Source organism: Acinetobacter sp. YH12142 (genome assembly GCF_013418435.1).
Classification (GTDB): Bacteria; Pseudomonadota; Gammaproteobacteria; order Pseudomonadales; family Moraxellaceae; genus Acinetobacter; species Acinetobacter amyesii.
Genome location: NZ_VPCB01000008.1, coordinates 42,896 through 67,727, shown reverse-complemented (window position 1 = coordinate 67,727; position 24,832 = coordinate 42,896). Strand labels below are relative to the sequence as shown.

Here is a 24,832-nt window from a genome sequence, read left to right as displayed (position 1 = left end):
AATCACATGTATAAAATTTTATGCGCTGTTGTTTGTGCTGCACTGACACAAACTCATGCAGGTTTAGTGTCTATGGATAATAGGGAACTTACCGCTGCAACCGGTCAAGGCGGTGCAGATCTCAGTTGGACGCTTTCATTAAACCATCAATACGCCAATGATATGTCGAAAAACAACATTTCTATCATGGATGCGAATGGTAAAACTACTCAGGCTTTTTATGGATATCAATGTTCATCCAATGAGTTTTGTCGCTTAGCTCTTGCACCCAATAATCATGTGGATGCAAATGGTAATAAGAAATGGTTGGTGTTTAAACAGTTTCAAGGAACGTTACAGATCGATCAATTTTCACTAGATGGTGTGACGATTATCAATCGTGAAGGCAATCCACAAACGGCTATGCAGTTGACATTTTATGATGATAAGCCATTAAAAATTAGAAATTTAGGTTTTGCTACGTTGGCGGTGGAAACAGGGACGACAGGTAAGGAAGGTTATGAGAATACCAGTACTTATACGACCTATACCGAAAAGAAAGCTGATGGAACAACTTCAACTTTAGCTGTGCCTGATTTTGATCGTGGTTCAGAACAAGGATTTATGGGTGTTAATGTGCACGGCAACATGCACATGAGTGGAAAGTTAAACATCTTCAGTTTTAACTGCACTGGAAATGGTGCAGGTCGCTGTTAATCAGCTGTGACTGAATATAAGGATATAGTGATGAAAAAAATAACAACTTTAACGGCACTCGCAACCAGTATTTTACTTGCTCAACATGCATATGCTTTTGAAGCGATGACCGATGAAAGCTTGGGTGCAGTTACTGGCCAAGATGGTATTTCGATTACCCATGAAGTTTCTAGAGTCAAAGTTGATCAGTTAAATTGGGTTGACCCAACTGACCAAAATAAGATGAAAATGGGTTTGCACAATGTACAAATAGATGGTGTTGGGCAAAGCACCATTAGATCAAAATTAGATTTTGATGTTGGGACTACGGATGCTGGTGTAGGCATGCGTATAGCTGCAAGTGTCAGTCCATTTACGGCTGTTGCACAAAATATTATGCTGCTGTGTCAAGGTGCAACGTGCCAAACGCCTACGCAAAATTTAGGTTCACTTACGATTGCAACATCTTCACCTTTAAAAGTATTACTTGAAACCAGCAATGGTCTATTTAACCGTAATGATACGGCGTATATGGAATTTCAATTGCAAAATGCCAGTATTAGTCATGGTATGAATGGACATAGCGTAACCTTAAAGGACTTTAACTTTAACTTTGCTGGTTCAGGTTATATGTATGTTGCAGCTGATGAAGGCATTGTTCTCACCACAAAATCCACAGGGAGCAAAGATCATACGGTCAATTTGGGGCGGGTCAAGGACACATCAGATGTGCATAGCTCACGTAGCGATGCCACAAACCCCGGCGTTAATATCGATCTACGTTACGGTACCGATGGTGGTGCACAGCGCAATTTAATTCGTATGGGAGCATCGGGTGCTGTCACTAATGCACGAGTGGCCTTAAATGCCAATCAAGACGGAATTAAAGATTTTGGTCTAGCAACGAAAGCTTCAGGATATGAGTCTGTTGGTTCAGGTGGTTTACATTTAGGAGTGCGCGCGGATTTTACTTCAAAGGATGATCCGAGTCTTGTTGCAGGTCAAGCACCGACAACCTTAGAAATTGGCCATACGGGTATTGGTAGTTATGCCATTGAATTTTCTAATTTAACGTCTTTAGTTGCTGATAAAAATGCCTATATTGATTTTGGCGATATTTATATCAATACCATTCAAGCAAAAAGCCTTGATTTTCTGGTAAATGATAAATTAAAAGCGACATTAGGTTTAACCAATAATGTTTTAACCCAGAATCTGTCAAATCAAACGGCGGGTGGAAATTTTGCACTTGTGGCGATTCGTGGTATGGATTTTCAGTCCATCGCGCGTACCGCACGATTTATTTCGGATAACTCAATTGCTGCAATTGCAAGTAATGACAACAGTTGGGGGATTGGTATCCCGATTTATAATATGAATGCCAACGTTGCATTATCAGAGAAAAAATACAGTTATAAAAATACGGCTGAAAAATCAGGTATTGGCTATAACCTTGTAATGAGCACAGATGGTTATGGTGTTGATAAAAAAACAGGAACACCAAGTACAACTTCCATTATTTTGATTGATGGTAAAAAAGGTATTAATGGTCAAGAAGTCAATTATTATGCAGGCTTACGAAACATCAATGCACTTATTCAATCTGATGGTGTGATTGGCTATGAAAATGATGGCATCTATGTACGTGCAGATAATTTATTGATTGCAGCCAATGCCGAGTTAGCGATTGGTCAACTTCCGGGTTCAACCTATAACTGTGCGACTACAGCTTCTGCCAAATGTGGGACTACAGTACCTTTAGATAATTTCTCTAAACGTGATGATGTGTTGACGAATATTGCGTTTAAACTCGATGGTAAGGGTGAGCTATTTATAGTGCCGGGCCTAAATGACAGTGCAGAAAATAACTATTTGTCTTTCCGTGGAAGCTTTGAATTTAAAGCATTAACAGATGCTGAAAAGAAAGATCAAAAAGTTATGGGAAGCTATTTAAGTTTGATGAATGAAGATGTAAATGCCAGCGGTGTCGTTTCAGCTTCAAGTATCAATATTAATAAAATGCAGGGCGATCTAGGCTTTGATGCTCGAATTAAAATGAAACAAGATTCGGTAGAGTTTGATAATCAGGTAAAATTCAATCCAACCAATAATATGTCTAAAGCGTTTCGTGCAGAAGTTTCGATGTTAACAAATGGCAATATGCAAAAGATGGCGGATATTGCCCTAACCGGTGGAACAATGCGAAGTACGATGGGGATTACTCCACGCTAGTAAAATTAAATCAATAACAAATAAATAAAATAACGAACAGGGAATTTGTTATGAAAAAGAAGTTAATCAGAGGTTTGATATTCTCGACATTTGCGATGAGTAGCTTATCCCATGCAATGATGGCTTTAGATGATGAAAGCTTATCAAAAGTTGATGGTCAAGCTTTACTCTCCATGGAATATACGCAGGGGTATAATTCTGTGGATGAGAGTGGACAAGCCGTTGACCAATCCAAAGTTGGCTTTTATAAACTTGGTTTGGAAGCTGAAATGGAGCTCAATGCCAATATTAAAAAGCTGCAATTGGGTTGTGGTGGTGCAAATGGCTCAGGTGCTTGTGATATTGATATCGATCATATTTCACTGAGTGGCTTGCCTGCAAATAGCAATTATACGTCGGATGAACGTGCGGCAACTTCAGCTTTACTGACCAATCCTTTTATCGAAATTGCAATTAAAGATCCGAAATCAGCGGCAACACGTGAAGTGATGGGCTTTCGTTTGAGCGCTGAAAAAATTTCTGGATTAATGACATTAGGTACAGAAAATAGCAATACACCCAATGGTATCAATACCTTTAGTGGTTATATGAAAACAAAAGCGTCTGCGGGTGTTGCAACAACTGCCGAGCGTGTGATGGACTATGCTTCTACGCAGCAATACATTGAAGGGGCTGTTAAGGGAACATTATTTGGTGCTGAAGTTGATCTACCGCTTCACTACAAATCAGATAATTATTCTTTTAATTTAAAATCAACCACGGCTCCTTTTACGATTCCAGCCACTGTTGTAAGTGGGAATCGAATGACAGATGTACAGTTAAAGGGTACAGGAACTGTTGATCGTCTAGATTTTAGTGGTCCATTAGAAGCTCAAATCTCTTTACTCGGTTTAAACATTAATTTGAATAAAGATGTGACGGGGTATCTTACTGGGCTAAAAACCGATATTACGGTAAATCAAAGTTTAGGTTTGATTCACGCACTTTATCTAAATAACCCTGCTTCGCTATCTTTACAAGCTCAAAAAATACTCTGGCCTGGTGCTGCAGTCGCAGCAGAAAGAGGGTGGTGGCTGGCGATGGAAGATGAAGTCGATTTGGGCAGTATTACACCATCAGACAAAGTGGCGATTACGGATGAAGTATTGAAACAAACGATCGCCGGAATTAACCATGACCTAAGTACCAATGTTCGTAACTGTGGAGATTTACTCTTTGGTTGTGTTGCAGGTTCTTCTTTGGATGTTAAAGAAATTAAAAACCCGTCATTAATTGATTTCCCATTAAACAATTTAAAACTGTCTGGACAGGAGTTTCGTTCTAACTGCTTCGGCGGTCTGAAATTCTGTTAAGGCTTAAAATATTTCATATAAAAAATCCCGCACTTAGCGGGATTTTTTATGTTTAGCGCAAATTATTTTGCAATTTTCGCTAAAAGGTCTTCTTTACTGAGGTTGCTTGATTCTTCATCACGGCGACCTTTGTACTCAAATGTACCAGCATCCAAACCTTTCTCGCCAATGACAATACGGTGTGGAATACCTGTTAACTCGATATCAGAGAATTTAACACCAGGACGCTCATTACGATCATCAAGAAGAACATCATAACCAGCAGCAGTTAATTCTGCATACAGTGCTTCAGCTGCTTCCATTGTACGTGGTGACTTATGTGCATTCATTGGCACGATAGCAACTTCGAAAGGAGCAATTGCAGACGGCCAAATAATACCTTTGTCATCGAAGTTTTGTTCAATCGCAGAAGCAACAACACGAGTTACACCAATACCGTAGCAACCCATAGTCACAACGAGAGGTTTGCCATCTTCACCTAAAACTTTGCAGCCAAGCGCTTCAGAGTATTTTTGACCCAACTGGAAGATATGACCAACTTCGATACCACGTTTAATCAAGATTGTACCTCGACCATCTGGAGAAGGGTCACCTTCAACAACATTACGCAGGTCATAAACTTCGGTGTATTGTGCATCACGTTCCCAGTTTACACCTACAGCATGTTTATCAACTTGGTTTGCACCAGCAACAAAGTCTGAAAGTACAGACGCTGCACGGTCAACAATAACGGTAATGCCTTTTTCGGTTAAGCCTTGAGGGCCACAGAAACCAGCAGTTAAGCCTAAGTCAGCTAATTGTGCTTCAGTTGCAAAAGTTAATGGAGCAGCAATTAATGGGTGTTTTTCTGCTTTAATTTCATTCAGTTCATGGTCGCCACGTAGGAATAAGGCAACCACTGGTGCAGCTTTACCTTCTTCAGCAACACCTTGAACCAATAATGCTTTGACAGATTGAGTAGGGTCTGATTTAAGGAATTCAGAAACCTCAGCAATGGTTTTCTGATTTGGTGTATCAACAATCTCAAGTGCTTTAGTCGGAGCAGCACGTTCACCTACTAATACTGCTTCCGCCATTTCTACGTTAGCAGCATAATCTGACTCTGTAGAGAATGCGATGTCATCTTCGCCGCTAGACGCAAGGACGTGGAATTCGTGTGAACCAGAACCACCAATTGAACCTGTATCCGCTTGAACTGGACGGAAATTTAAACCTAAACGAGTGAAAATCTTGCAGTAAGCTGCATACATCTTGTCATAGGTTTCTTGTAAAGAAGCTTGGTCAACATGGAAAGAATAGGCATCTTTCATGATGAATTCACGTGAACGCATCACACCGAAACGAGGGCGGATTTCGTCACGGAATTTAGTTTGTACTTGGTAGAAGTTTGCAGGCAATTGCTTATAGCTTTTCAATTCATTGCGAGCAAGATCTGTAATTACTTCTTCATGTGTAGGGCCAAGTACAAAGTCATTGTTATGACGGTCTTTAAAACGTAAAAGTTCTGGACCATATTGTACGAAACGACCTGATTCTTCCCATAAAGATGCGGGTTGAGTGACAGGCATCAGGACTTGAAGTGAACCAGCACGATCCATCTCTTCGCGGATAATCGCTTCAACTTTATTTAATACGCGAACGCCCATCGGCAGCCAAGTGTATAAACCTGAAGCCAATTTACGAATCATCCCAGCACGAAGCATAAGCTGATGTGAAATAACTTCAGCATCGTTTGGGGTTTCTCTTAACGTTGCAAATAAAAAGCGACTCGCGCGCATGGAAACTGTCCTAAAAAATTAAGCGTTAAAGTGGAGAGTATACAATAAAAAATGAGGTGAACATTTTCCAAAGTCACCTCATTTTAGATTTTGTCATTATGACATGATTTTTTTGGCCTGACGTGCAAGGAAGTTTCGGAAATCATCCAAATAGGTAAAAATCACCGGCACAACCACGAGTGTCAGTAAGGTAGAGGTAATCACCCCGCCAATCACGGCATGTGCCATTGGTGCACTTTGTTCACCGCCTTCACCTAAACCAAGTGCAAGCGGAACCATACCCATCACCATTGCACTGGTAGTCATTAAAATGGGACGTAAACGGGTTTTACCTGCTTCAATAATCGCTTCATAACGATCTACACCATGATCCATGGCTTTTTTAATAAAGTCGATGAGTAGAATTGCGTTCTTTGTCACCAAGCCCATGAGCATAATAATCCCGATAATGGAAAAGAGGTTCATGGTTGAATTAAATAAGAATAGGGCTAAGAAAACCCCAATCAATGATAAGGGTAATGAAGCCATAATGGCTGCAGGGTGAATGAAGCTATTAAATTGTGAACCCAAAACAATATAAATAAACACAATAGAGAGCGTAATCGCTGTCATTGCATAACCCGCAGACTCAGCCATATCTTTATTGGCACCTTGCGTGACAAAACTATAACCCGGTGGCAAGTCGAAATTTTTCTCAATCTCATTGATTTCGGCTCCAATATCACCCGCGGGACGACCTGCCGTGTTGGCTTCAACCATCACTTCACGTGCCAGATCACGACGGTTAATTTGTGAAGCACCAAGTGTTTCTTCAAAGCTAGCCACACTTGCCAATGGAACCAAGATAGGTAAGCCTGTGGCATCGGTTTTTTGCGATGTGATGTACATGCTTTGAATGTCTGTTGGTAGTCGACGCTGATCTTCAGTGAGTCTTAAATTTACATCATAGGTTTCGCCTTTATCATCCTTCCACGTTGTTACATTATCACCCGCAAGAAGAGGGCGTAATACATTGGCGATTTGATTGACGGATAAACCTAAATCACTGGCTAAAACGCGATTGATATGTACACCTAATGTCGGTTTAGGTTCTTTGAGTGAGCTTTCTAAGTCGACAATACCGTCGACTTTCGAAATTTCTTTCATGAAGCGGTCAGAAATGCGTTGTAACTCATCTAAGTCTGGTCCTTTAATCGAGATCATAACCGGCTTTTGGCCGCCCGATACTGTTTCATCAGCTGAGGCAATCGAGGTAATAGTAATACCTGCTATATGTTTTAAGCGGGTACGGAATTCATTGTTGAGATCCGTTAATGTTTGACTACGCTCCGTACGTGGTGAAACAGTGACACGAATGCTGGCATGGTTTTTACCCCGATCAGTGGCACTATTAATTGCACCATAAGTGGCTTTGACTTCTGGATGTTGGCGAATGATACGATCTACTTGCTTAAGCTTCGCCTGCGAATATTCAAGGGTTGCATCAACGGGTGTTTCAAATTTGATCCGAATTTCACCTTTGTCTGGTACGGGTACAAATTCAGTTCCGATCATTTTGGATAAAGCTAATGCGCCAAATAAAGACGCGACGGCGATTAAAAGGGTAATGAGCCTAAATTTTAAAGCAAGCTTGAGTAATTTTTCATAATGATGGCTTAGGTTGTCGAGCTTGCCCGAAATCCAGTTAAAAAAACGTTTAATTTTACCCGGCTTTTTATTTGGATCGTGGCGCTCTGCCCAGTGAGCAGACAACATCGGGTCAAGGGTGAAACTTACAAACATTGAAATCAGTACAGCAGTACTGACGGTTACACCAAATTGATAGAAGAACCGCCCAATAATACCGCCCATAAATGCCACAGGTAAAAATACCGCGACAATGGTCAAGGTCGTGGCCAATACAGCTAAACCAATTTCTTTCGTGCCGTCGAGTGCTGCGGTGACGTGGTCCTTGCCCATATCGGCATGGCGGACAATATTTTCACGGACCACAATGGCATCATCAATCAGGAGACCGATACTCAGCGAGAGAGCCAGTAGGGTCATCATGTTGATGGTAAAACCAAAAATCCAAACAAAGGTGAGGGTGCCCAGTAGCGAAATCGGTAGGGTTAAACCTGTAATGGCTGTCGAACGAAATGAGCCGAGAAATAACAATACAATGAATACCGCAAGTACAGCACCTTCAATTATGGTACGTGCCACATCTTTAATGCTGCCACGAATACCTTTAGATGAATCAACCACAATTTCTGCGGTCGTGCCCTGCGGCAATTGCTGTTGAATTTTACTTAAGGTTTTACGGGTATTATCAACCACCTCAATCACATTAGAGTCCGAACTTCTCAGAATGTCGACAGCAACGGCAGTTTTGCCATTCAGATAGGCACTCGACTCCATTTCGGCTTGACTATCTTCTATTTCGGCAATTTGTTTGAGATAAATCGGCGCGCCATTTTTATTGGCAACCACTAAATCTCCGAAAGAATTTGGGTGAATAACTCGAGATTTAATTTCGACCACCAATTCTGAATTCTTTTGTTTTAAGGTTCCTCCCGGAACTTCAATATTTTCAGATTTTAAGGTGTTTATAACTTGATCGATCCCAATCCCGAAACTTTGTAATTTTTGTGGATTTACTTGTATTCGAATTTGTCGCTGCGCATCGCCCAATAAATTGACCGTACCGACACCAGGAACTGTTCTAAGTTGTGGCACAATCCGTTGATTCAGATAGGAACTCAAATCACGTAAAGACATGTCCTTCGATTCAAAAACAATCGACATAATCGCACTGGCAGTAGGGTCGTAGCGTTCTACAATCGGGTCATCAATTTCATCACGAAATTGTGCGGTTACTGGTGCAATTTTATCTCGAATATCTTGTGCAGCTACCGAGGATGAGACATCTAGATTAAATTCGACAATGACCGTGGATAAACCTTCACTGGATTGAGAAATGACTTGCTTGAGGCCAGAAATGGTATTGATCTGATCTTCAAGTTTCTTAGTGATTTCAGATTCGACAGATTCAGGAGAAGCACCTGGATAGTTGGTGTAGACCACAACAAAAGGGAAGTCGACATCAGGAAATTCCTCAACGCCCATACGTTGCCAAGAAGCGAGTCCTAGCACCATCAGACAGAACATCATCATGATGGTGAAAACAGGATATTTCACACTAATTCGGGTTAACCACATAACAACTGTCCTGCCTTATTCTTTTAATTTTGGCTGATACTTACATCTTGTTTGACATCTGAATCATTAAATTTAATTCGGCTGATCAGATCACTATTTTGTAAGCCCTGAACAATCGCGGTGTTATTGCTATAACTCTGATTCAAAATTTGTACAGGCACTTTGGCAATTTTATTTTGACGTATGACCCAGACATAAGGTTGGTCTTTTAAACTTTGAATGGTGTCGAGTGGAATTTTTTGGCCTGAAATGTTATCTGTACCTAAGATGTGACCTTCGACAAAAGCACCAATACTTAATGATGTAATGGTTTCATTTGGGGCTGCAAAAAATTCAATTTGACGACTGGCTTGATCGGCAATCGGTGAAATTCGGCTGATTTGTGCTGTGAGTAAATTGCTATTGCCTTGGATGTTATATTCAATCTTTTGTCCAATTTTCAGCGCTGCCTGCTGATCACTTGGTAATTTGGCTTGAATTTCTAATTGGTCTGGATTGATAATTTCAAAAAGGGTTTGTCCGGCAGCAACCGTTTGTCCCGGTTCAACATCACGTTTGGTAATCACGCCTTGGATAGGACTATAAATGGTGCCGTCTTGATTGGCTTTACGTGCAATATCGACATTGGCTTGTTGGGCACGAACATTTTCCATTTGAGCTTGGTAATCGACACGACTTTGTTCAAACTCTACTTTGGAAATAAAGCCTTGATTCAGCAAACGCTGTTTGCGCTCCATCATTAGTTTGGCTTGATTGGCTTGAGCTTGCGTGGATGCGAGGTTCGCTTGAGATTGAGCAAGACGTGCTGCGTTGTCTTGATTATTTAAATGCACCAATACTTGGCCTTTGCTGACACGTTGTCCGACCTCTGCATTAACATTGGTTGCAGTCGCAGTGACTTGGGCTTGAATACTGCTCTGATTGACCGCCCGAATGGTGCCTGTAAATGCAGTTTTGGAAATTGCGTTGCCTTGTTCGATCGTGACCAGATCTTGTTGAATCAATTCAATCTTATTTTCTAGTTTAACACTTTGCTGCGAATCTTCTTTTTGACATGCAGCCAAAGTCAGGCTTATGCAAAGCAGGCTAAGCTTTAAAAATGGGGATGATTGCTGTGCAGATTGCATAATGGTCCTTATATCAGCGGTCTACAAAAGCAATTGAATAACAAGTTTATTCCATCGCTTTTAAACGCGTAATAATTCTGTCGTATTCAGCTTCTGTATTTCGATAGCGAGTTTGTAACGATTGAATGTATTCTTTTTTCGCTACCATATTTTTTTGATTATTATCCAACATTGTTTTTAATTTTGCCGGAACGGTTTCACCTTTTCGAAAATGTTCACGTTCTTGGCGAACAAATAATACACGATCATTTTGTAATTGTTTTAATTGTTCTTGTTCAAACACGATCTGTTTACGTATACCAGTCAGTGCATCACGCTTTTTAATGGCCGCAGTTCGGCTATTGGTATAGGCTTTTTTAAGTTTGATATCTGAAGCTTGCTGACGTGCTTGGGCAGCACGCTGAGGAGCTTGTCTAACGTCCGCTTCAGCATTGTAGGGGCGGTTACGTTTAATCACTTGCATATTTTGATCAAGTGCTTCATAACCATAGCGGATGTGATTTGGTGTCACATTGGTACTGATGTTTGCTATGCCTTTACTGTCATAGTAACGATACCAAGTCGCCTTTTGTGGTTGCTGCGTATTGGTTGGTGCAGCAAATAAAAGCGGGGTATAAGCCAGTAAACAAGTCGTCAGAATGACTTTTTTTGAGAAATGTTTAAGGCCAATCAAGTGAATTTTTTTTGTAAACGGACTCAACCTTGTACTCCCCAGTTTAAAGTTGACTAAATTACTTATTTTAAAGTAATAATCTTGCTATAATATGCTTAATTAAGACAATTAAATACTATTCCAAGTTAAAAAAAAATCGTTGGTCATCGGAAAGTGTGAAGCAGTTAATAAAAACAAGAAATCTTGTGTGTTTGCGCAGAAAATGTTCATTGAAAACGCAAGTAAAGATATGTTAAAAATGTTCACAACTTGTAAATAATAATGCTGCTAACTTAATTGTTTGTACATCCTCAATGGGTAGGGTCAATAAATGGACGATAAATTCCAAAATCTAAAAGTCATGGTAATTGATGATTCAAAAACCATTCGTCGTACGGCCGAAACGCTGCTTCAGCGTGAAGGATGTGAAGTCGTCACTGCTGTAGATGGTTTTGAAGCACTTTCAAAAATTGCAGATGCGAATCCAGATATCGTATTTGTCGATATTATGATGCCACGTCTTGATGGCTATCAAACTTGTGCCCTGATTAAAAACTCTCAAAATTATCAAAATATTCCTGTGATTATGCTTTCAAGTAAAGACGGTTTATTTGATCAGGCGAAGGGTCGTGTTGTGGGTTCGGATGAATACTTAACGAAGCCATTCAGTAAAGATGAATTGCTGAATGCAATCCGTAATCACGTTACAGCTTAATTAGATTTTTTATTTTTTGGGGAAAAAGCATGGCACGTATCCTAATCGTTGATGATTCACCAACAGAAACATTCCGTTTTAAAGAAATTTTAGGTAAACACGGTTTTGAAGTGATTGAAGCTTCAAATGGGGCAGATGGTGTGACAATGGCTCAAGCTGAGTTACCTGATTTGGTCTTAATGGATGTGGTAATGCCGGGTGTGAATGGATTCCAAGCAACACGTCAAATTGCACGTGGTGCGACCACCAAACATATCCCGATTGTCATTGTAAGTACCAAAGATCAGGCAACTGACCGTGTTTGGGGTAAACGCCAAGGTGCTTCTGATTATCTGACTAAACCTGTAGACGAAAAACAATTAATTGATGTGATTAAGCAACACCTCAATGCAGGATAAAGCTCTATGGCAGCAAATGGATTTATCGAATTACTTCGAATCGCAAAACGAGGAAACAAAAACTACGTTTCCACTGAAAATGAAGTAAACCGATGGTCAGGCATTGCTTTTGAGATGATGGGGCAATATTACGTTGCTCCTTTAGGTGAAGTAGCTGAAGTGATCTACCCACCAAAATATACGCCAGTTCCCAACACCCAACCTTGGGTGATGGGATTAGCCAATATTCGGGGACGCTTACTTTCTTTGTCTGACCTAGCACAATATATAACCGGTCATCGAAGTAGTTTTTCACCCACTCAAAAAGTTTTATGTATTAGTCATAATGACCATTATGTCGGTTTGGTAGTCGATCAAGTTTTGGGTATTCAACACTTTAATAAGAAAAGTTATTTTTCTAAACATAATGAGTTGGATCGAAATTTGCAGGAATATTGTCAGGGGTATTTCCACCAGCATAACCAGCAGTGGAATGTATTTCTCTTCAGTCGTTTACTGCAAAATCCAAAATACATGAACGCATCTATAAAATTTATAAATTAATTGTCGCGCACGAACGAAAGAAGGCGTAATCGGGGAGAAGCTGAATGGGCTTTAAACTTAAAAAGAAAAATACGGGTGAAAGCACCAGTGGTCGTAAAGGCGGTAATGCTTTTCTGGCAAAACTGCAATCACAGACAGATCAATTATCTCGAGTTTTTGGTGATAGTGAAAAATCCAAACCATTTATTTATGGTGCGATTGGTTCATTAGTACTGGCAACGATTATTTTATTATACCTATTCTATAGCGTTCCTCGCGGTAACCAATTAACGCAAAGTTTGGGTGAACTCCGTCTTCTTTCGCAAACAATTTCGCGTCAAGCAACTGAGGCAACTGCTTCAGGTACTGAAGATGCAATGAAAAAATTAATTGCCTCTCAAGATTCGTTCAAAGAAAACTTAGAAACTGTAAAAGACATTCATGCAAATACAGATGCGCTGAAATCTGTAGATACGCAGTGGGCTGAGGTTTCAAAAAGTATTGACTTGATTACTTCGCAACAAAAAATCATTAATAAGTTATATGACACGAACATCGCGATTGGTGAAACCATTCCGGGGATTCAGGCGGAATATAACTTGATGGTCGACCAAATGGCACGTCAAGACATGCCTTCGAACCAGGTGGTGATTGCGAAAAACCAGGTATTCATTGCAGAACGTATTTTACGTTCGATCAGTTCGGTGCTTTCAGGTTCTGATAGCTCACGTGAGTCTGCAGATGACTTCAGTGCCGATACTGAAACCTTCGGTTTGTACTTAAATGCTCAATTGGATGGTAGTACAGAGCTTGGTGTACAACGTATTGAAAGCCCTGAATTACGTGAGTCACTTGAAGGCATTAAAGCTGAATATGACGATGTATTAAAATCAGCGGCTGCGACAATTTTGAAAAACTCAACGCAAATTGTGAACGTACGTAAAGCATCTTCACAAATTTTTGCTGAGTCAGACAAATTGTTGGACAACTTAAATCAATTGTCTTCTAGCACAGGCTTGAAAACCATTTTACCTGCGGTACTGTTGATTCTTGCTTTAACAGCCTTCTTGATCTGTGTGTTCAAACTTCTTTCTTTACGTGGTCAATCGGATAAATTCCGTGTAACCCGTCTTCAAGAAGAATATGACCGTAACCAGAACGCGATTTTACGTTTACTCGATGAAATTGCCGATCTTGCAGACGGTGACTTACGTTCGTATGCGACGGTATCTGAAGACTTTACGGGTGCGATTGCCGACTCGATTAACTTCGCAATCGACCAATTACGTGACCTTGTATCGCGTATTACAGAAACTTCTCAAGAAGTTGCACAATATACGGCGAATACGCAGGGTATTACCAACCAGCTTGCAGAAGCATCTGAGCATCAGGCGCAAGAGATTGCTGGTGCATCTGCCGCGATTAACGAAATGGCAATGTCGATTGACCAAGTATCTTCGAACGCTGAAGAATCAGCTGTCGTAGCAGAACGTTCAGTACAAATTGCTGCAAACGGTGCAGATGTTGTAAACCGTTCAATTGAAGGTATGGACACGATTCGTGAGCAGATTCAAGAAACTTCAAAACGTATTAAACGTTTGGGTGAGTCTTCTCAAGAGATTGGTAACATTGTCGCACTGATTAACGATATTGCCGACCAAACGAACATCTTGGCATTAAACGCAGCAATTCAGGCGTCGATGGCGGGTGAAGCAGGTCGTGGTTTCGCCGTGGTAGCGGATGAGGTACAGCGTCTTGCGGAACGTTCAGCGTCTGCAACCAAACAGATTGAAGGCTTGGTAAAAACCATTCAAACGGATACTAACGAAGCCGTAATTTCAATGGAACAAACGACTTCGGAAGTTGTACGTGGTGCGAACTTGTCTAAGGATGCCGGCGTAGCACTGGATGAAATTCAGTCTGTATCGGGTAACTTGGCGAAACTGATTGCAAACATTTCGGATGCTGCAAAACTTCAGTCTGCTTCAGCAGGTCATATTGCGACAACGATGAACGTTGTACAAGAAATTACCTCGCAAACCACCAGTGCAACATTTGATACTGCACGTTCGGTATCTGAATTGGCGAACATGGCTGAATCATTACGTGAATCTGTATCTGACTTTAAACTCCCAGAGTAAGTCAGGCGCAAACCTGCAGTACCTTAGCTACGGTTAGGGTACTGCACCGATTACAGATAACACATCGATAAGGTGAACTTAACGTCACAGTTAAGTCTTAGGTGATGGTTACAATTAAGTTTGAGCAACCTTCTTGGTGGCAAAACATAAGAAGCCTTAGCTATGAAAGAAATATTAAAAAATTTAGTTGAAACAACTACGCTTCCTGAAGATAGTTATCTTGATCAAGATGCAGAAATTTTAGAGATTTTTGTTGAAGAAATAGAAGAGATCTTTGAAGAGCTGGCGGGTTTATTTACAACTTGGTTGGAAAATCCACAAGATAAAGACACTTTAACGACGATTCGTCGTCATTTCCATACCCTGAAAGGTTCAGGTCGTATGGTCGGGGCAAAATCGGCGGGTGAAACTGCATGGGCAGTGGAAGATACGCTGAATCGTGTTATTGCAGGTTCAGTACAGTTAACGCCAACCGTTCAAAAGTTTGCACAAACAGTTTTAAATGTTTATCAATATAAGCTCTATCCACGGTTTAAAAATGTTGCCGAATTGGATGTTGACTTACGTCCATTGGTTTTAATGGGGCAACAATTACAACAAAATATTAGCCTTGAGCCTGCACTCGAAGAATTATTAAAACTGGCAGATCAATTAAAATCTGAAGATGCTGTCACTGGTTTAGAGCTGACTGAAGTTGAAACTACAGAACATGTGGAAGTAGTTGAAAGCACGATCGATGCAGTGGCCGAATCAGAAACAACTCTTGAGCAAGTGGATGCAGATGCATCACTGGTCGAAGAGACTGTGAGCATTTTTATTGAAGAAGCTGAAGAACATCTACAAACGATTGATCAGTTCCTCCAATCTGATGATAGTAAATCACAAGACTATAATGGCTTGATTCGCGCGCTACACACCTTACGTGGTAGTTCGTCGATGGCACAAATCGAAGAGATTTTTGAAGCCAGTTCAAAAGTTGAAAATTTATTCAAAACCTTATTGCAAGACGAAATCGTATCGAGCTCGAAAGAAGCTGCTTTATTGATTCAATATGCTGAATTTGTTCGTGATTATTTACACGTGCTGCGTTCAGGGGATAAGGCAAATCTTGCATCTATTTATGAAACCTTCAAAGCTGCTTGGGATGATTATGGTTTTGCTAGCCAAGATCAATTGGCGCCTGAAGATAATCCACAAGGTTTGGTTTCTAAACTAATCGAATTAAATATTGATCAGTTATTAGATGCTGAATTTGAGTTTGATAAACGTGCACTTGCTGAATTCCCAGACTATATTCAACAGCTTAGTCAGCAAGCTTTAGAGTTGATTAAACATACGGATAATCGTGCGTCTGTTGGTATTCATGATTTCACAACTCAACTGTGTGCAGCGTATCAGTCTTTAGTTGAAAAGCCTGAATTGCTCCATGCTGATTATGGCTATGAGTTATTTGCGCAAGCACATCAAGAGTTCATTCACTTATTTGACACTTTAGCTGCGGGTCAGCGTGTAGTGTTAAGTGAAGAGGTTCAGCGTTTCTTAAATGAGCTGACTGCATTTGTTCAACAAGACATTGAAGCAGTTGCAGCGACGACTACACCAGAAGCTCATGTAGTTGCTGAACCTGTTGCCACAGTAGAAGATAAAGCCGCTGTTGCAAATACAACAGCAGTAGACTTTGCACAATTAAGTCAGCGTATTCAACTTGATCATCAACAGATGCAAGCGGCTGATGCGAATAATGACTTTGATGAAGATCTTTTAGGGATCTTTATTGAAGAGGCAGAAGAATTATTGGTGGGGATTGACCAAGACCTCAGTACTTGGACACGTGATCAGACCAATACTTCAGCTTTGAATAATTTAATGCGCTATTTGCATACCCTAAAAGGTGGTGCAAATATGATTGCCGCGTCTCATGTGGGTTTAATTTCGCATGAATTAGAGTCGATTTATGAGCGCATTATTCGTCAGCAAATTTCGATTACGCCTGCGTTAATTCAAATTATTCGTTTAGTGCAGGATGATATTTCAGATCGTATTCAAACCATTCGTGACCAAGGGATCGACTACCCAGCGAATAATGTGATCGATATTCTCAAGAATATTCAGTCAATTGTGGCAGGAGAGCGTTCAGAAGCTGTTGCATTGGCTTCGGCCCCTATTTCTGCTGAAACTGAACAAACAGCAGTAGAACCAGATGTATCGGTGTCAGAGCCGATGGATGTTGCTGAAGACACTGCAGAAGCAGTGGTTGAAGCTCAAACGACGGCTCACACTGAGTCTGCTGTTGAACATCTTGAACATGCGGTTGCTGAACATGTTGAGCATCCAGATGACGATCTACGTTCTGTCATGGAAGAAACCTTCCTTGAAGAGTCTGAGGAAATTCTTGAACAAGCCGTTCAATTATTAAATCAATGGACTGAACAACGTAGTGACCGTAACGTATTGCTTCAATTACAACGTGCTGCCCACAGTATTAAGGGTGGTGCGCGTATGGTTGAAAATGAACCTGTTGCCGCAATTGCGTATCAACTTGAGACGACGTTTGAGCATTTCGCGGTTCATCATTTCAACTCAAATGCATATGACGGCTTACTCAAAACGACGTTGGCATGGTTAAAAGAAGCGATCTTCAACCACGACTATAGTAATTTTGACAGCATCAAATTGAGCCTAGAATCCATTCAGTATGTGGATGTTACGGTTCAATTGCCAAACCGTGTTGCAGAATTAGAACAAGGTATTGTCAGTAAAGGCTTTGAATTTATTCAAGGTGATGGTGTTGAACCTCCATCTATGTTGGGTGAATGGTCTGAAGCCAATTCGTCTGATAACAGCAATGAGATGATTCGTATCTCGGCTGATCTCGTCGAGAAGATGATTGACTTATCAGGCGAAAACTCGATTAACCGTTCACGTATTGAGATGGACTTAGGTCAGCTAGGCAATACCTTGAATGAAATGGAGTTAGCAATTAAGCGACTTGCTGACCAGTTACGTCGAATGGATGGTGAGCTTGAGTCACAAATTATTGCCAAACATGGTTCTGAAAATTCACGCTATGCGGATTTCGACCCATTGGAGATGGACCAATATTCATCGATTAACCAATTGTCAAAATCTCTAGCCGAATCTGCGTCGGATTTGGTTGACTTCAAGAGCACCTTGGCAGAAAAAATCCGTGATGCGGAAGGTTTGTTATTACAACAATCACGTATTCAGTCAGAAATTCAAGAAAGTCTGATGCGTACCCGTTTGGTGCCATTTGATCGTTTGTTACCACGTTTACAACGTATTGTGCGTCAAACCTCTTCGACCTTGAACCGTCCTGCAGAATTGATTGTTCAAAATACAGAAGGTGAATTGGACCGCACGATCTTAGAGCGTTTGGTGACACCATTTGAACATATGCTGCGTAATGCGGTCGACCATGGTTTAGAAGATCCTGCTGACCGTTTGGCTTTGAAAAAGCCAGAAGTAGGTAGCATCGTCTTGAACATTAGTCGTCAGGGTACTGATGTGCTGGTGTCTTTCAGTGATGATGGTAAAGGGATTGATGAAACCAAAATTAAAGACAAAGCCTTAAAACTTGGTTTAATCAAAGCGGATCAGTTCCTCGATAAACAAGAAATCTTGCAATTGATCTTCCATCCAGGTTTCTCAACGGCACAAGCGGTAACGCAAATTTCGGGTCGTGGTGTTGGTCTGGATGTGGTGCAAAGTGAAATTAAAGCCTTGGGTGGTCATGTTTCCGTTGAGTCTGAGTTAGGTAAAGGGACGACCTTTACCATTCGTGTACCAACCACAGTAGCGGTCAGCGATGCCTTGATGGTGAAAGCGGGCGATCAGCAATATGCGATTTCATTAGCGCAAATTGAACGTATTGTCCGTATTGCACCTACGGCACTTGAAACTTACTTCAATAGTAAGGATGACGTGTTTAAAATTGACAACACCAATTACAAACTACGTTATCTATCAGAGTTTGTGGGTAATCAGCCAATTCCACGTTTAAATAATGTCGGCCATTCATTGCCTGTATTGCTAATAAAAGGCAACAGTGGTCAAACCATTGCTTTATTGGTCGATCAGCTGGTGGGATCACGTTCTCAAATCGTGGTGAAACCAATTGGTCAACAATTTACCAGTGTGGCCGCGATTGCAGGTGCCACGATTCTAGGTGATGGTCATGTATGTTTGATTTTGGATGGGCAAAATATTGCACGTCAAATTCAAACTACACAGCGTGTTAAACATTCAGCTGAGCAGCGTGATTTGGGCCGTCAAGCCAATGCGCGTCGTTTAGTGATGATTGTCGATGACTCGGTGACAGTACGTAAGGTGACTTCACGCTTACTTGAACGTCAAGGTTATGACATCGTGACAGCGAAAGATGGTGTGGATGCAATTGAACAGCTTGAAAATGTCCGTCCAGACTTGATGCTACTTGATATTGAGATGCCACGTATGGATGGTTTCGAAGTGACTAACTTAGTCCGTCACCACGACATTCACCGTGACTTGCCAATCATTATGATTACATCGCGTACAGGTGAAAAACATCGTGAGCGTGCATTTAGCTTAGGTGTGACTCACTATATGGGTAAACCATTCCAAGAAGCTGAATTGCTTGCCAATATTGAAGCTTTAATTGCAGAAAAGCAGGGGTAATCTATGAGCCAAAATACTGTTTCTCAGGTTGTCAGCGATAAAATTGATCAACAGGAACTGCAACATCTTATTACGGTTTCTACCGGTTTTATAGATGCGTATATCATTGATTGTCATGGTAAAGAGCCAATGTTGTTGCCACAAAATATTGTGCTTTCAGCGCTCGATAGTGCAACCAAGGTTCCTTTTGTTGAATGGCATGAATTGAAATTGCCTGTTTTCTCGGTCAATGATCCTGCAAAAAATCAGGGCGTGGCTTTGGTGATTGAAGGTGATGATGTTGGACAGCGTTTTGCACTGATGTGTAATGAAATGCCGAAAACCATTCGTCTGCGTATTTCTGAAGTGGTTGATGAAGAAAAAGCTGTGAAAGACGCCAATATTTTCCAATATGTACGCCTGGCCGATCAGGTATTTCATATTCCAAATTTAGCCAATATTCAAAACAGTATTGGGCTTCAAGCGGCTTAATATTTGCAAAACGCGATATAAAAAAAGGAACTCAATGGAGTTCCTTTTTTTTGACTATGCAGGGAATATTTAAGCCAACAGGTTTTCTAAAATCTTTTCGTAAATTTCAGAAAGTGGCTCCAGTTCTGCCACATTGACGTGTTCATTGATTTGGTGAATCGTGGCATTTAAAACACCCAATTCAAGCACCTGCGCACCTGTAGGTGCAATGAATCGACCATCAGAAGTACCACCACTGGTCGAAAGTTCTGTTTCAGTCCCTGTAACATCTCGAATGGCATCACGTGCGGCATTCACTAACTCACCGACAGGGGTGAGGAATGGAAGACCAGATAACGTCCAAGAGATATCATATTCAACGCCATGACGATCTAGAATTTCCAAGGTGCGTGCTTTGAGTTCGTCCGCCGTCACTTCTGTTGAATAGCGGAAGTTAAAGAGTAAATTCATCGTGCCCGGAACAACGTTGGTTGCGCCTGTACCGGCATTGATATTGGAAATTTGAAAAGATGTTGCGGGGAAGTATTCGTTGCCATTATCCCACACGGTATCGCAAAGTTCAGCCAGTGCCTTTGATGCTGTATGGATTGGATTGACCGCTAGATGTGGGTAAGCAACGTGCCCTTGTTTACCCTTAACCGTTAAATTCGCATTTAGCGAACCACGACGACCATTTTTAACAATATCGCCAAGTGTGTTGGTGCTAGATGGTTCACCCACCAAACACCAAGTCATTTTTTCATTACGCGCTTCTAAAGTTTCAACAACTTTGACAGTCCCGTTGATCGAAGGACCCTCTTCGTCAGAGGTAATAAGAAATGCAATCGAACCTTTATGATTTGGATGCTTTGCAACAAAACGTTCTGAAGCAACAACCATAGCTGCCAACGCGGTTTTCATATCTGCGCTGCCACGACCATACAGTTTACCGTCGCGAATTTCAGGAAGAAATGGGTCAGAACCCCATGCATCCAAGTTACCCGTAGGTACTACATCCGTATGACCTGCAAAGCAAAATACTGGTGCTTCAGTCCCTTTACGTGCCCAAAGATTATCTACATCATCAAAACGCATATTTTCAATGTTAAAGCCAATTTTGGCTAAACGATCCGCCATAATGTTCTGGCAGGTATGGTCAATCGGTGTCACCGACGGTTGGCGCAGTAGTTCTAGGCTGAGATCAAGAGTTGCTGTTGAGGTCATGCTAAATACAGAAGTCAAAAATGTCGCAATATAATAGGCGAATCAACAAGCGAAGGGAAATTTAGACGTAAAAAACCCTATTAAAAAAATAGGGCTCTTTTATAAAATCTTGGGAAATAAATTAATTGCGGCGAATTTCTTCCGAAGTTTTCTCAGCAGTATTGGTTACAGCATCTCCAGCTTTAGATACGTCTTGACCCATACCCTTTACTGTATTACAACCTGTCAGTATAAAAGCGACCATAAGTGATGCAGCTAGAATTTTTTTCATTGACTGTATTCTCCATTATGAAAGAATAATTTTTAGAGGAATAAATTATTCTGATGTGAGATTTAGATTAAAAAATGGCCGTATTAAACAGTAGGTGGTTTTTATGGTGATTAAGTAAATTAATGTAATTTCTACTAAACTACAAATTTCGCCTTCCGTTATTTTAAGTGATTTGCGGTAAAACCAAGCGTGGTTGTCTATACATATAATAGCTTTCATCACTGCTTTTTTTATACAGGCCATCTGTCCACCAATGAGCGGTTTCACTTGTGGGTTGCTGCTGCACGCAGATCCATTCATGTCGTTGTAAGCGATAATAGCCTTGACTTGTGGATGGAATAGCGTGTCCCCATTGACCTATTCTGCGCGCAGGATTGACCCAGTTTGGCAATGTGTTGGTACGCTGAATAGGTAAATATAATTGACCTTTTAAAACACAATAGCGCTGTTGAATCTGCTGCCCAAGTGCTTCATCAAATTGGAATTGTTTTTGGGTAAAATGATTAAGCTTACGAGCCAAAGTATCACTACGATTTAAGCCATACCAATAGGGTAATTGAAAATCGCGCTCGGCTAGATAATATTTTAAAGCCACTTCCCAATGTTCAATTTCATCACTTTCGGTATTTTTTAAAACAAAATCCAGTTCACCAACTGTACGAGGGCCGTCAATTTTTTGAATGCTATGTCCGAGTAACTGGTATGGATGGTATGGGTGATCGAGAAGCCAAAACCATATAAACATTTCGAAACGTAAACCAAGGCGAGTACTTTTTAATTTTTGTAAAAATTCTACTAATTCACTTGGGTGTTGTTCGAGTTGTTTTAAACGGGGAAGATAGGCTTCAAAATATTTATGCCAAAGCTCGTTTGGATGAAAATGAAAGGGATAGCGGATTTCGAGTTCATTGGGAATTTGCTGCAGAATATTTGGGCTAGCAATACAGAAAGCCAATTGGCGAACTAAGGGCTGTTTAAATTGCAACCATGGCTCAAAATAAGACGACGTTGTCGGGGTTACAGCCATATTGAAACCTTTCGAATAATGCAGAATAACAACGGATAATTGTTAAAAACATCTTATACTACCTGAATTGAAAGTTCAGGGTAGCGGTATGAAGACGTTGTTTTGGCGAAGCTTAGTGGTTGTCTTTGTCATTTTAGGCTTTATAGGGGCTTTATTGCCGGGAATGCCCACGACAGTCTTCTTAATATTAGCAGCATGGGCAGCTTCAAAAGGCTGGCCACAAATGGATGCGTGGTTATTGAATCATCCTAAATACGGCCCAACCCTACGCGCTTGGCGCGAAAATGGCACCGTCCCCCGCAAAGCAAAATGGTTTGCATCGATCATGATGTTTGTGAGTGGTCTGATTATGCTTTTTACTTCTGCACCGATTGCCGTCAAGATTTTCACGGACTTAACCATGTTGATCGTTGGTATTTGGTTATGGACACGACCTGAGCCAAATCAGATGCGGACTATTGAACAATCGCCGCAGACTAAACAAGAAGATAAAGATAAGCAGAAAGAGCAAGAGCATGTCTGAATATACCCAAGATCAAGCCGATATCCTGATTAACTTGAAAGATCAAACTTTAACTTTGCCGAAGCTGAATAAGTTTTACCTGATTTCATCGGGTAAAAATGGCATTGGTGAGCAGGAAAATAGTGGTAAGACCCCACGAGGCTGGCATCAAGTCGCTGAAAAGTTTGGTGGACAACAACCTCAAAATGCAGTTTTTAAAGCACGTCAGTGGACCGGAGAGGTTTACGACGAGCAACTTGCTGCATCACACCCTGATCGGGATTGGATTTTATCTCGAATATTATGGCTCAGTGGTTTAGAACCCGGCTTTAATGCAGGTGAGGGCTGTGATACTTATAAACGTTATATTTATATTCATGGCACACCAGATCGCGAGCCTATGGGTATACCGATGTCACATGGTTGTATTCGCATGCGAAACAGCGATGTTGTAGAACTTTATCAATTGATTCCATTAAATGCGCTGGTTTACATCACTGAACATTGAACACGTCGTTAAAAGCACAAGCCATGAAAAACGAAGTTCATGGCATCAAAACAAAGATTTGAAAAATTAAAGTGAGTTTGAAAGGCGTTTTTTTGTCAGGACTTTTGTCAGGACTAATGCTCGCAAACTAACAGAAAATCGTGTTTGAATGTATTTTGTACACTGTGGTGTTTTAGAATGTAGTGTATGTGATGAATTAATCGTCGGTTCGCTGAATGATTAGTTATGAGTCCACGCGAAAAACTGTTTTTTATGTGAATGATGCAGAATATAAGTCATATTTTTAGTAATAAATTTACAGGTTTATAGCTAAAAAATGTTCAAAAATACTGATTTTTCCGCAATATAACTTATTTTTTAATCACTCAAACAGAAAAAGTGGAAAAGAGTTAGAAAAGCGTTTGACAGACCGTGAGGATTCTCTATAATGCACCTCATCAAACGATGAACATGTTTTGAAAAGGGCGCTTAGCTCAGTTGGTAGAGCGTCTGCCTTACAAGCAGAATGTCGGCGGTTCGATCCCGTCAGCGCCCACCAAGCCTTTTCAGTGTTAAGATATTTAGAGTGCAGCGGTAGTTCAGTTGGTTAGAATACCGGCCTGTCACGCCGGGGGTCGCGGGTTCGAGTCCCGTCCGCTGCGCCACTTTAAATCTTAATTCGTTTGAACCACAATAGCGACATTGTGTAAGTGCAGCGGTAGTTCAGTTGGTTAGAATACCGGCCTGTCACGCCGGGGGTCGCGGGTTCGAGTCCCGTCCGCTGCGCCATTTACATGATAGACCTTTTGAGGGCGCTTAGCTCAGTTGGTAGAGCGTCTGCCTTACAAGCAGAATGTCGGCGGTTCGATCCCGTCAGCGCCCACCATATTTTTTGCGATGCAGCGGTAGTTCAGTTGGTTAGAATACCGGCCTGTCACGCCGGGGGTCGCGGGTTCGAGTCCCGTCCGCTGCGCCATTTCAAAGAATATAATTGTTGTACCCTTTAAGGGCGCTTAGCTCAGTTGGTAGAGCGTCTGCCTTACAAGCAGAATGTCGGCGGTTCGATCCCGTCAGCGCCCACCATATCTTTTAAGATATAGGTTGTGTTTCGAAAGAAACTACGTGATGCAGCGGTAGTTCAGTTGGTTAGAATACCGGCCTGTCACGCCGGGGGTCGCGGGTTCGAGTCCCGTCCGCTGCGCCATTTATCTTAAAAATCTCTGTTCAAGAGAATGCCTTTAGAAAAATCTTGGATTTTTCTCTTGCGCTCAGACAAAGCTTCGCTTTGTTACTCTTCGCTCAGGGCGCTTAGCTCAGTTGGTAGAGCGTCTGCCTTACAAGCAGAATGTCGGCGGTTCGATCCCGTCAGCGCCCACCATATTCTTCTATAGAAACTTCTTT

Annotated in this window: 18 protein-coding genes and 8 tRNA genes; 19 read left to right on the top strand and 7 right to left on the bottom strand. The window is 41.2% G+C overall.

The window, feature by feature from the left end:
* Positions 1 to 6 precede the first annotated feature (6 nt).
* The 3 genes from FTU77_RS08300 to FTU77_RS08290 are packed head-to-tail and all read left to right on the top strand — an operon-like array spanning position 7 to position 4,259.
* Positions 7 to 696 carry a hypothetical protein gene (locus FTU77_RS08300; protein ID WP_168379306.1) on the top strand — a complete coding sequence of 230 codons (690 nt, stop codon included), beginning with the start codon at positions 7 to 9 and terminating at the stop codon, positions 694 to 696.
* Between the two features lie 30 nt (positions 697 to 726).
* Positions 727 to 2,907 carry a DUF6160 family protein gene (locus FTU77_RS08295; RefSeq protein WP_180055526.1) on the top strand — a complete coding sequence of 727 codons (2,181 nt, stop codon included), beginning with the start codon at positions 727 to 729 and terminating at the stop codon, positions 2,905 to 2,907.
* A 50-nt stretch (positions 2,908 to 2,957) separates the two neighbouring features.
* Positions 2,958 to 4,259, top strand: a complete 1,302-nt coding sequence (locus tag FTU77_RS08290) for a hypothetical protein (RefSeq protein ID WP_180055525.1) — start codon at positions 2,958 to 2,960, stop codon at positions 4,257 to 4,259.
* Between the two features lie 62 nt (positions 4,260 to 4,321).
* Here the strand turns inward: FTU77_RS08290 and FTU77_RS08285 are convergent, their stop codons facing one another.
* The 4 genes from FTU77_RS08285 to FTU77_RS08270 form a co-directional block, all read right to left on the bottom strand.
* Positions 4,322 to 6,037, bottom strand: a complete 1,716-nt coding sequence (locus FTU77_RS08285; RefSeq protein WP_180039693.1) for a proline--tRNA ligase — start codon at positions 6,035 to 6,037, stop codon at positions 4,322 to 4,324.
* Positions 6,038 to 6,133: 96 nt separating this feature from the next.
* Complete coding sequence (locus FTU77_RS08280) at positions 6,134 to 9,238, bottom strand: efflux RND transporter permease subunit (protein WP_180055524.1); 3,105 nt, start codon at positions 9,236 to 9,238, stop codon at positions 6,134 to 6,136.
* A gap of 23 nt (positions 9,239 to 9,261) precedes the next feature.
* Positions 9,262 to 10,365, bottom strand: coding sequence for an efflux RND transporter periplasmic adaptor subunit (locus FTU77_RS08275; RefSeq protein ID WP_180055523.1), 1,104 nt, complete (start codon positions 10,363 to 10,365; stop codon positions 9,262 to 9,264).
* 46 nt (positions 10,366 to 10,411) lie between these two features.
* Entirely contained in the window at positions 10,412 to 11,005 is a 594-nt protein-coding gene (locus FTU77_RS08270) for a hypothetical protein (protein WP_373683064.1), read from the bottom strand.
* A 343-nt stretch (positions 11,006 to 11,348) separates the two neighbouring features.
* Between FTU77_RS08270 and pilG the strand changes: the two genes are divergently transcribed.
* From pilG to FTU77_RS08240, 6 genes are all read left to right on the top strand, one after another.
* Complete coding sequence (pilG, locus tag FTU77_RS08265; protein ID WP_078191060.1) at positions 11,349 to 11,732, top strand: twitching motility response regulator PilG; 384 nt, start codon at positions 11,349 to 11,351, stop codon at positions 11,730 to 11,732.
* Between the two features lie 29 nt (positions 11,733 to 11,761).
* Positions 11,762 to 12,130, top strand: coding sequence for a response regulator (locus FTU77_RS08260; protein WP_078191059.1), 369 nt, complete (start codon positions 11,762 to 11,764; stop codon positions 12,128 to 12,130).
* A gap of 6 nt (positions 12,131 to 12,136) precedes the next feature.
* Positions 12,137 to 12,673 (top strand): chemotaxis protein CheW, encoded by a 537-nt coding sequence (locus FTU77_RS08255; RefSeq protein WP_078191058.1) that lies wholly within the window; start codon positions 12,137 to 12,139, stop codon positions 12,671 to 12,673.
* Positions 12,674 to 12,717: 44 nt separating this feature from the next.
* Positions 12,718 to 14,793: a methyl-accepting chemotaxis protein gene (locus tag FTU77_RS08250; protein WP_078192256.1), complete on the top strand. Its 2,076-nt coding sequence runs from the start codon at positions 12,718 to 12,720 to the stop codon at positions 14,791 to 14,793.
* A 162-nt stretch (positions 14,794 to 14,955) separates the two neighbouring features.
* Positions 14,956 to 19,470: an Hpt domain-containing protein gene (locus FTU77_RS08245; RefSeq protein WP_180055522.1), complete on the top strand. Its 4,515-nt coding sequence runs from the start codon at positions 14,956 to 14,958 to the stop codon at positions 19,468 to 19,470.
* A 3-nt stretch (positions 19,471 to 19,473) separates the two neighbouring features.
* On the top strand, positions 19,474 to 19,941 hold the full coding sequence (locus FTU77_RS08240) for a hypothetical protein (RefSeq protein WP_180039701.1): 468 nt from the start codon (positions 19,474 to 19,476) through the stop codon (positions 19,939 to 19,941).
* 69 nt (positions 19,942 to 20,010) lie between these two features.
* Here the strand turns inward: FTU77_RS08240 and dapE are convergent, their stop codons facing one another.
* The 3 genes from dapE to FTU77_RS08225 all read right to left on the bottom strand — a co-directional run bounded on the left by dapE (position 20,011) and on the right by FTU77_RS08225 (position 22,442).
* Positions 20,011 to 21,144, bottom strand: coding sequence for a succinyl-diaminopimelate desuccinylase (dapE, locus tag FTU77_RS08235; protein WP_180039703.1), 1,134 nt, complete (start codon positions 21,142 to 21,144; stop codon positions 20,011 to 20,013).
* A 121-nt stretch (positions 21,145 to 21,265) separates the two neighbouring features.
* Positions 21,266 to 21,415, bottom strand: coding sequence for an entericidin A/B family lipoprotein (locus FTU77_RS08230; RefSeq protein WP_180004989.1), 150 nt, complete (start codon positions 21,413 to 21,415; stop codon positions 21,266 to 21,268).
* A gap of 163 nt (positions 21,416 to 21,578) precedes the next feature.
* Positions 21,579 to 22,442 carry a DUF1853 family protein gene (locus FTU77_RS08225; protein ID WP_180055521.1) on the bottom strand — a complete coding sequence of 288 codons (864 nt, stop codon included), beginning with the start codon at positions 22,440 to 22,442 and terminating at the stop codon, positions 21,579 to 21,581.
* Positions 22,443 to 22,530: 88 nt separating this feature from the next.
* Between FTU77_RS08225 and FTU77_RS08220 the strand changes: the two genes are divergently transcribed.
* The 10 genes from FTU77_RS08220 (at position 22,531) to FTU77_RS08175 (ending at position 24,809) form a co-directional block, all read left to right on the top strand.
* Complete coding sequence (locus FTU77_RS08220; protein ID WP_180039707.1) at positions 22,531 to 22,965, top strand: YbaN family protein; 435 nt, start codon at positions 22,531 to 22,533, stop codon at positions 22,963 to 22,965.
* On the top strand, positions 22,958 to 23,452 hold the full coding sequence (gene elsL, locus FTU77_RS08215) for a cell wall-recycling L,D-carboxypeptidase ElsL (protein ID WP_180039709.1): 495 nt from the start codon (positions 22,958 to 22,960) through the stop codon (positions 23,450 to 23,452). The genes FTU77_RS08220 and elsL overlap by 8 nt, the downstream gene beginning before the upstream one ends.
* Before the next feature lie 462 nt (positions 23,453 to 23,914).
* Positions 23,915 to 23,990 (top strand) — tRNA-Val (locus tag FTU77_RS08210).
* A gap of 29 nt (positions 23,991 to 24,019) precedes the next feature.
* Positions 24,020 to 24,096 (top strand) — tRNA-Asp (locus FTU77_RS08205).
* A 47-nt stretch (positions 24,097 to 24,143) separates the two neighbouring features.
* A tRNA-Asp gene (locus FTU77_RS08200) sits at positions 24,144 to 24,220 on the top strand.
* A 21-nt stretch (positions 24,221 to 24,241) separates the two neighbouring features.
* Positions 24,242 to 24,317: transfer RNA gene (locus FTU77_RS08195), tRNA-Val, on the top strand.
* A 13-nt stretch (positions 24,318 to 24,330) separates the two neighbouring features.
* Positions 24,331 to 24,407 (top strand) — tRNA-Asp (locus tag FTU77_RS08190).
* A 31-nt stretch (positions 24,408 to 24,438) separates the two neighbouring features.
* Positions 24,439 to 24,514: transfer RNA gene (locus FTU77_RS08185), tRNA-Val, on the top strand.
* 44 nt (positions 24,515 to 24,558) lie between these two features.
* Positions 24,559 to 24,635 (top strand) — tRNA-Asp (locus tag FTU77_RS08180).
* A 98-nt stretch (positions 24,636 to 24,733) separates the two neighbouring features.
* Positions 24,734 to 24,809 (top strand) — tRNA-Val (locus FTU77_RS08175).
* Positions 24,810 to 24,832 lie beyond the last annotated feature (23 nt).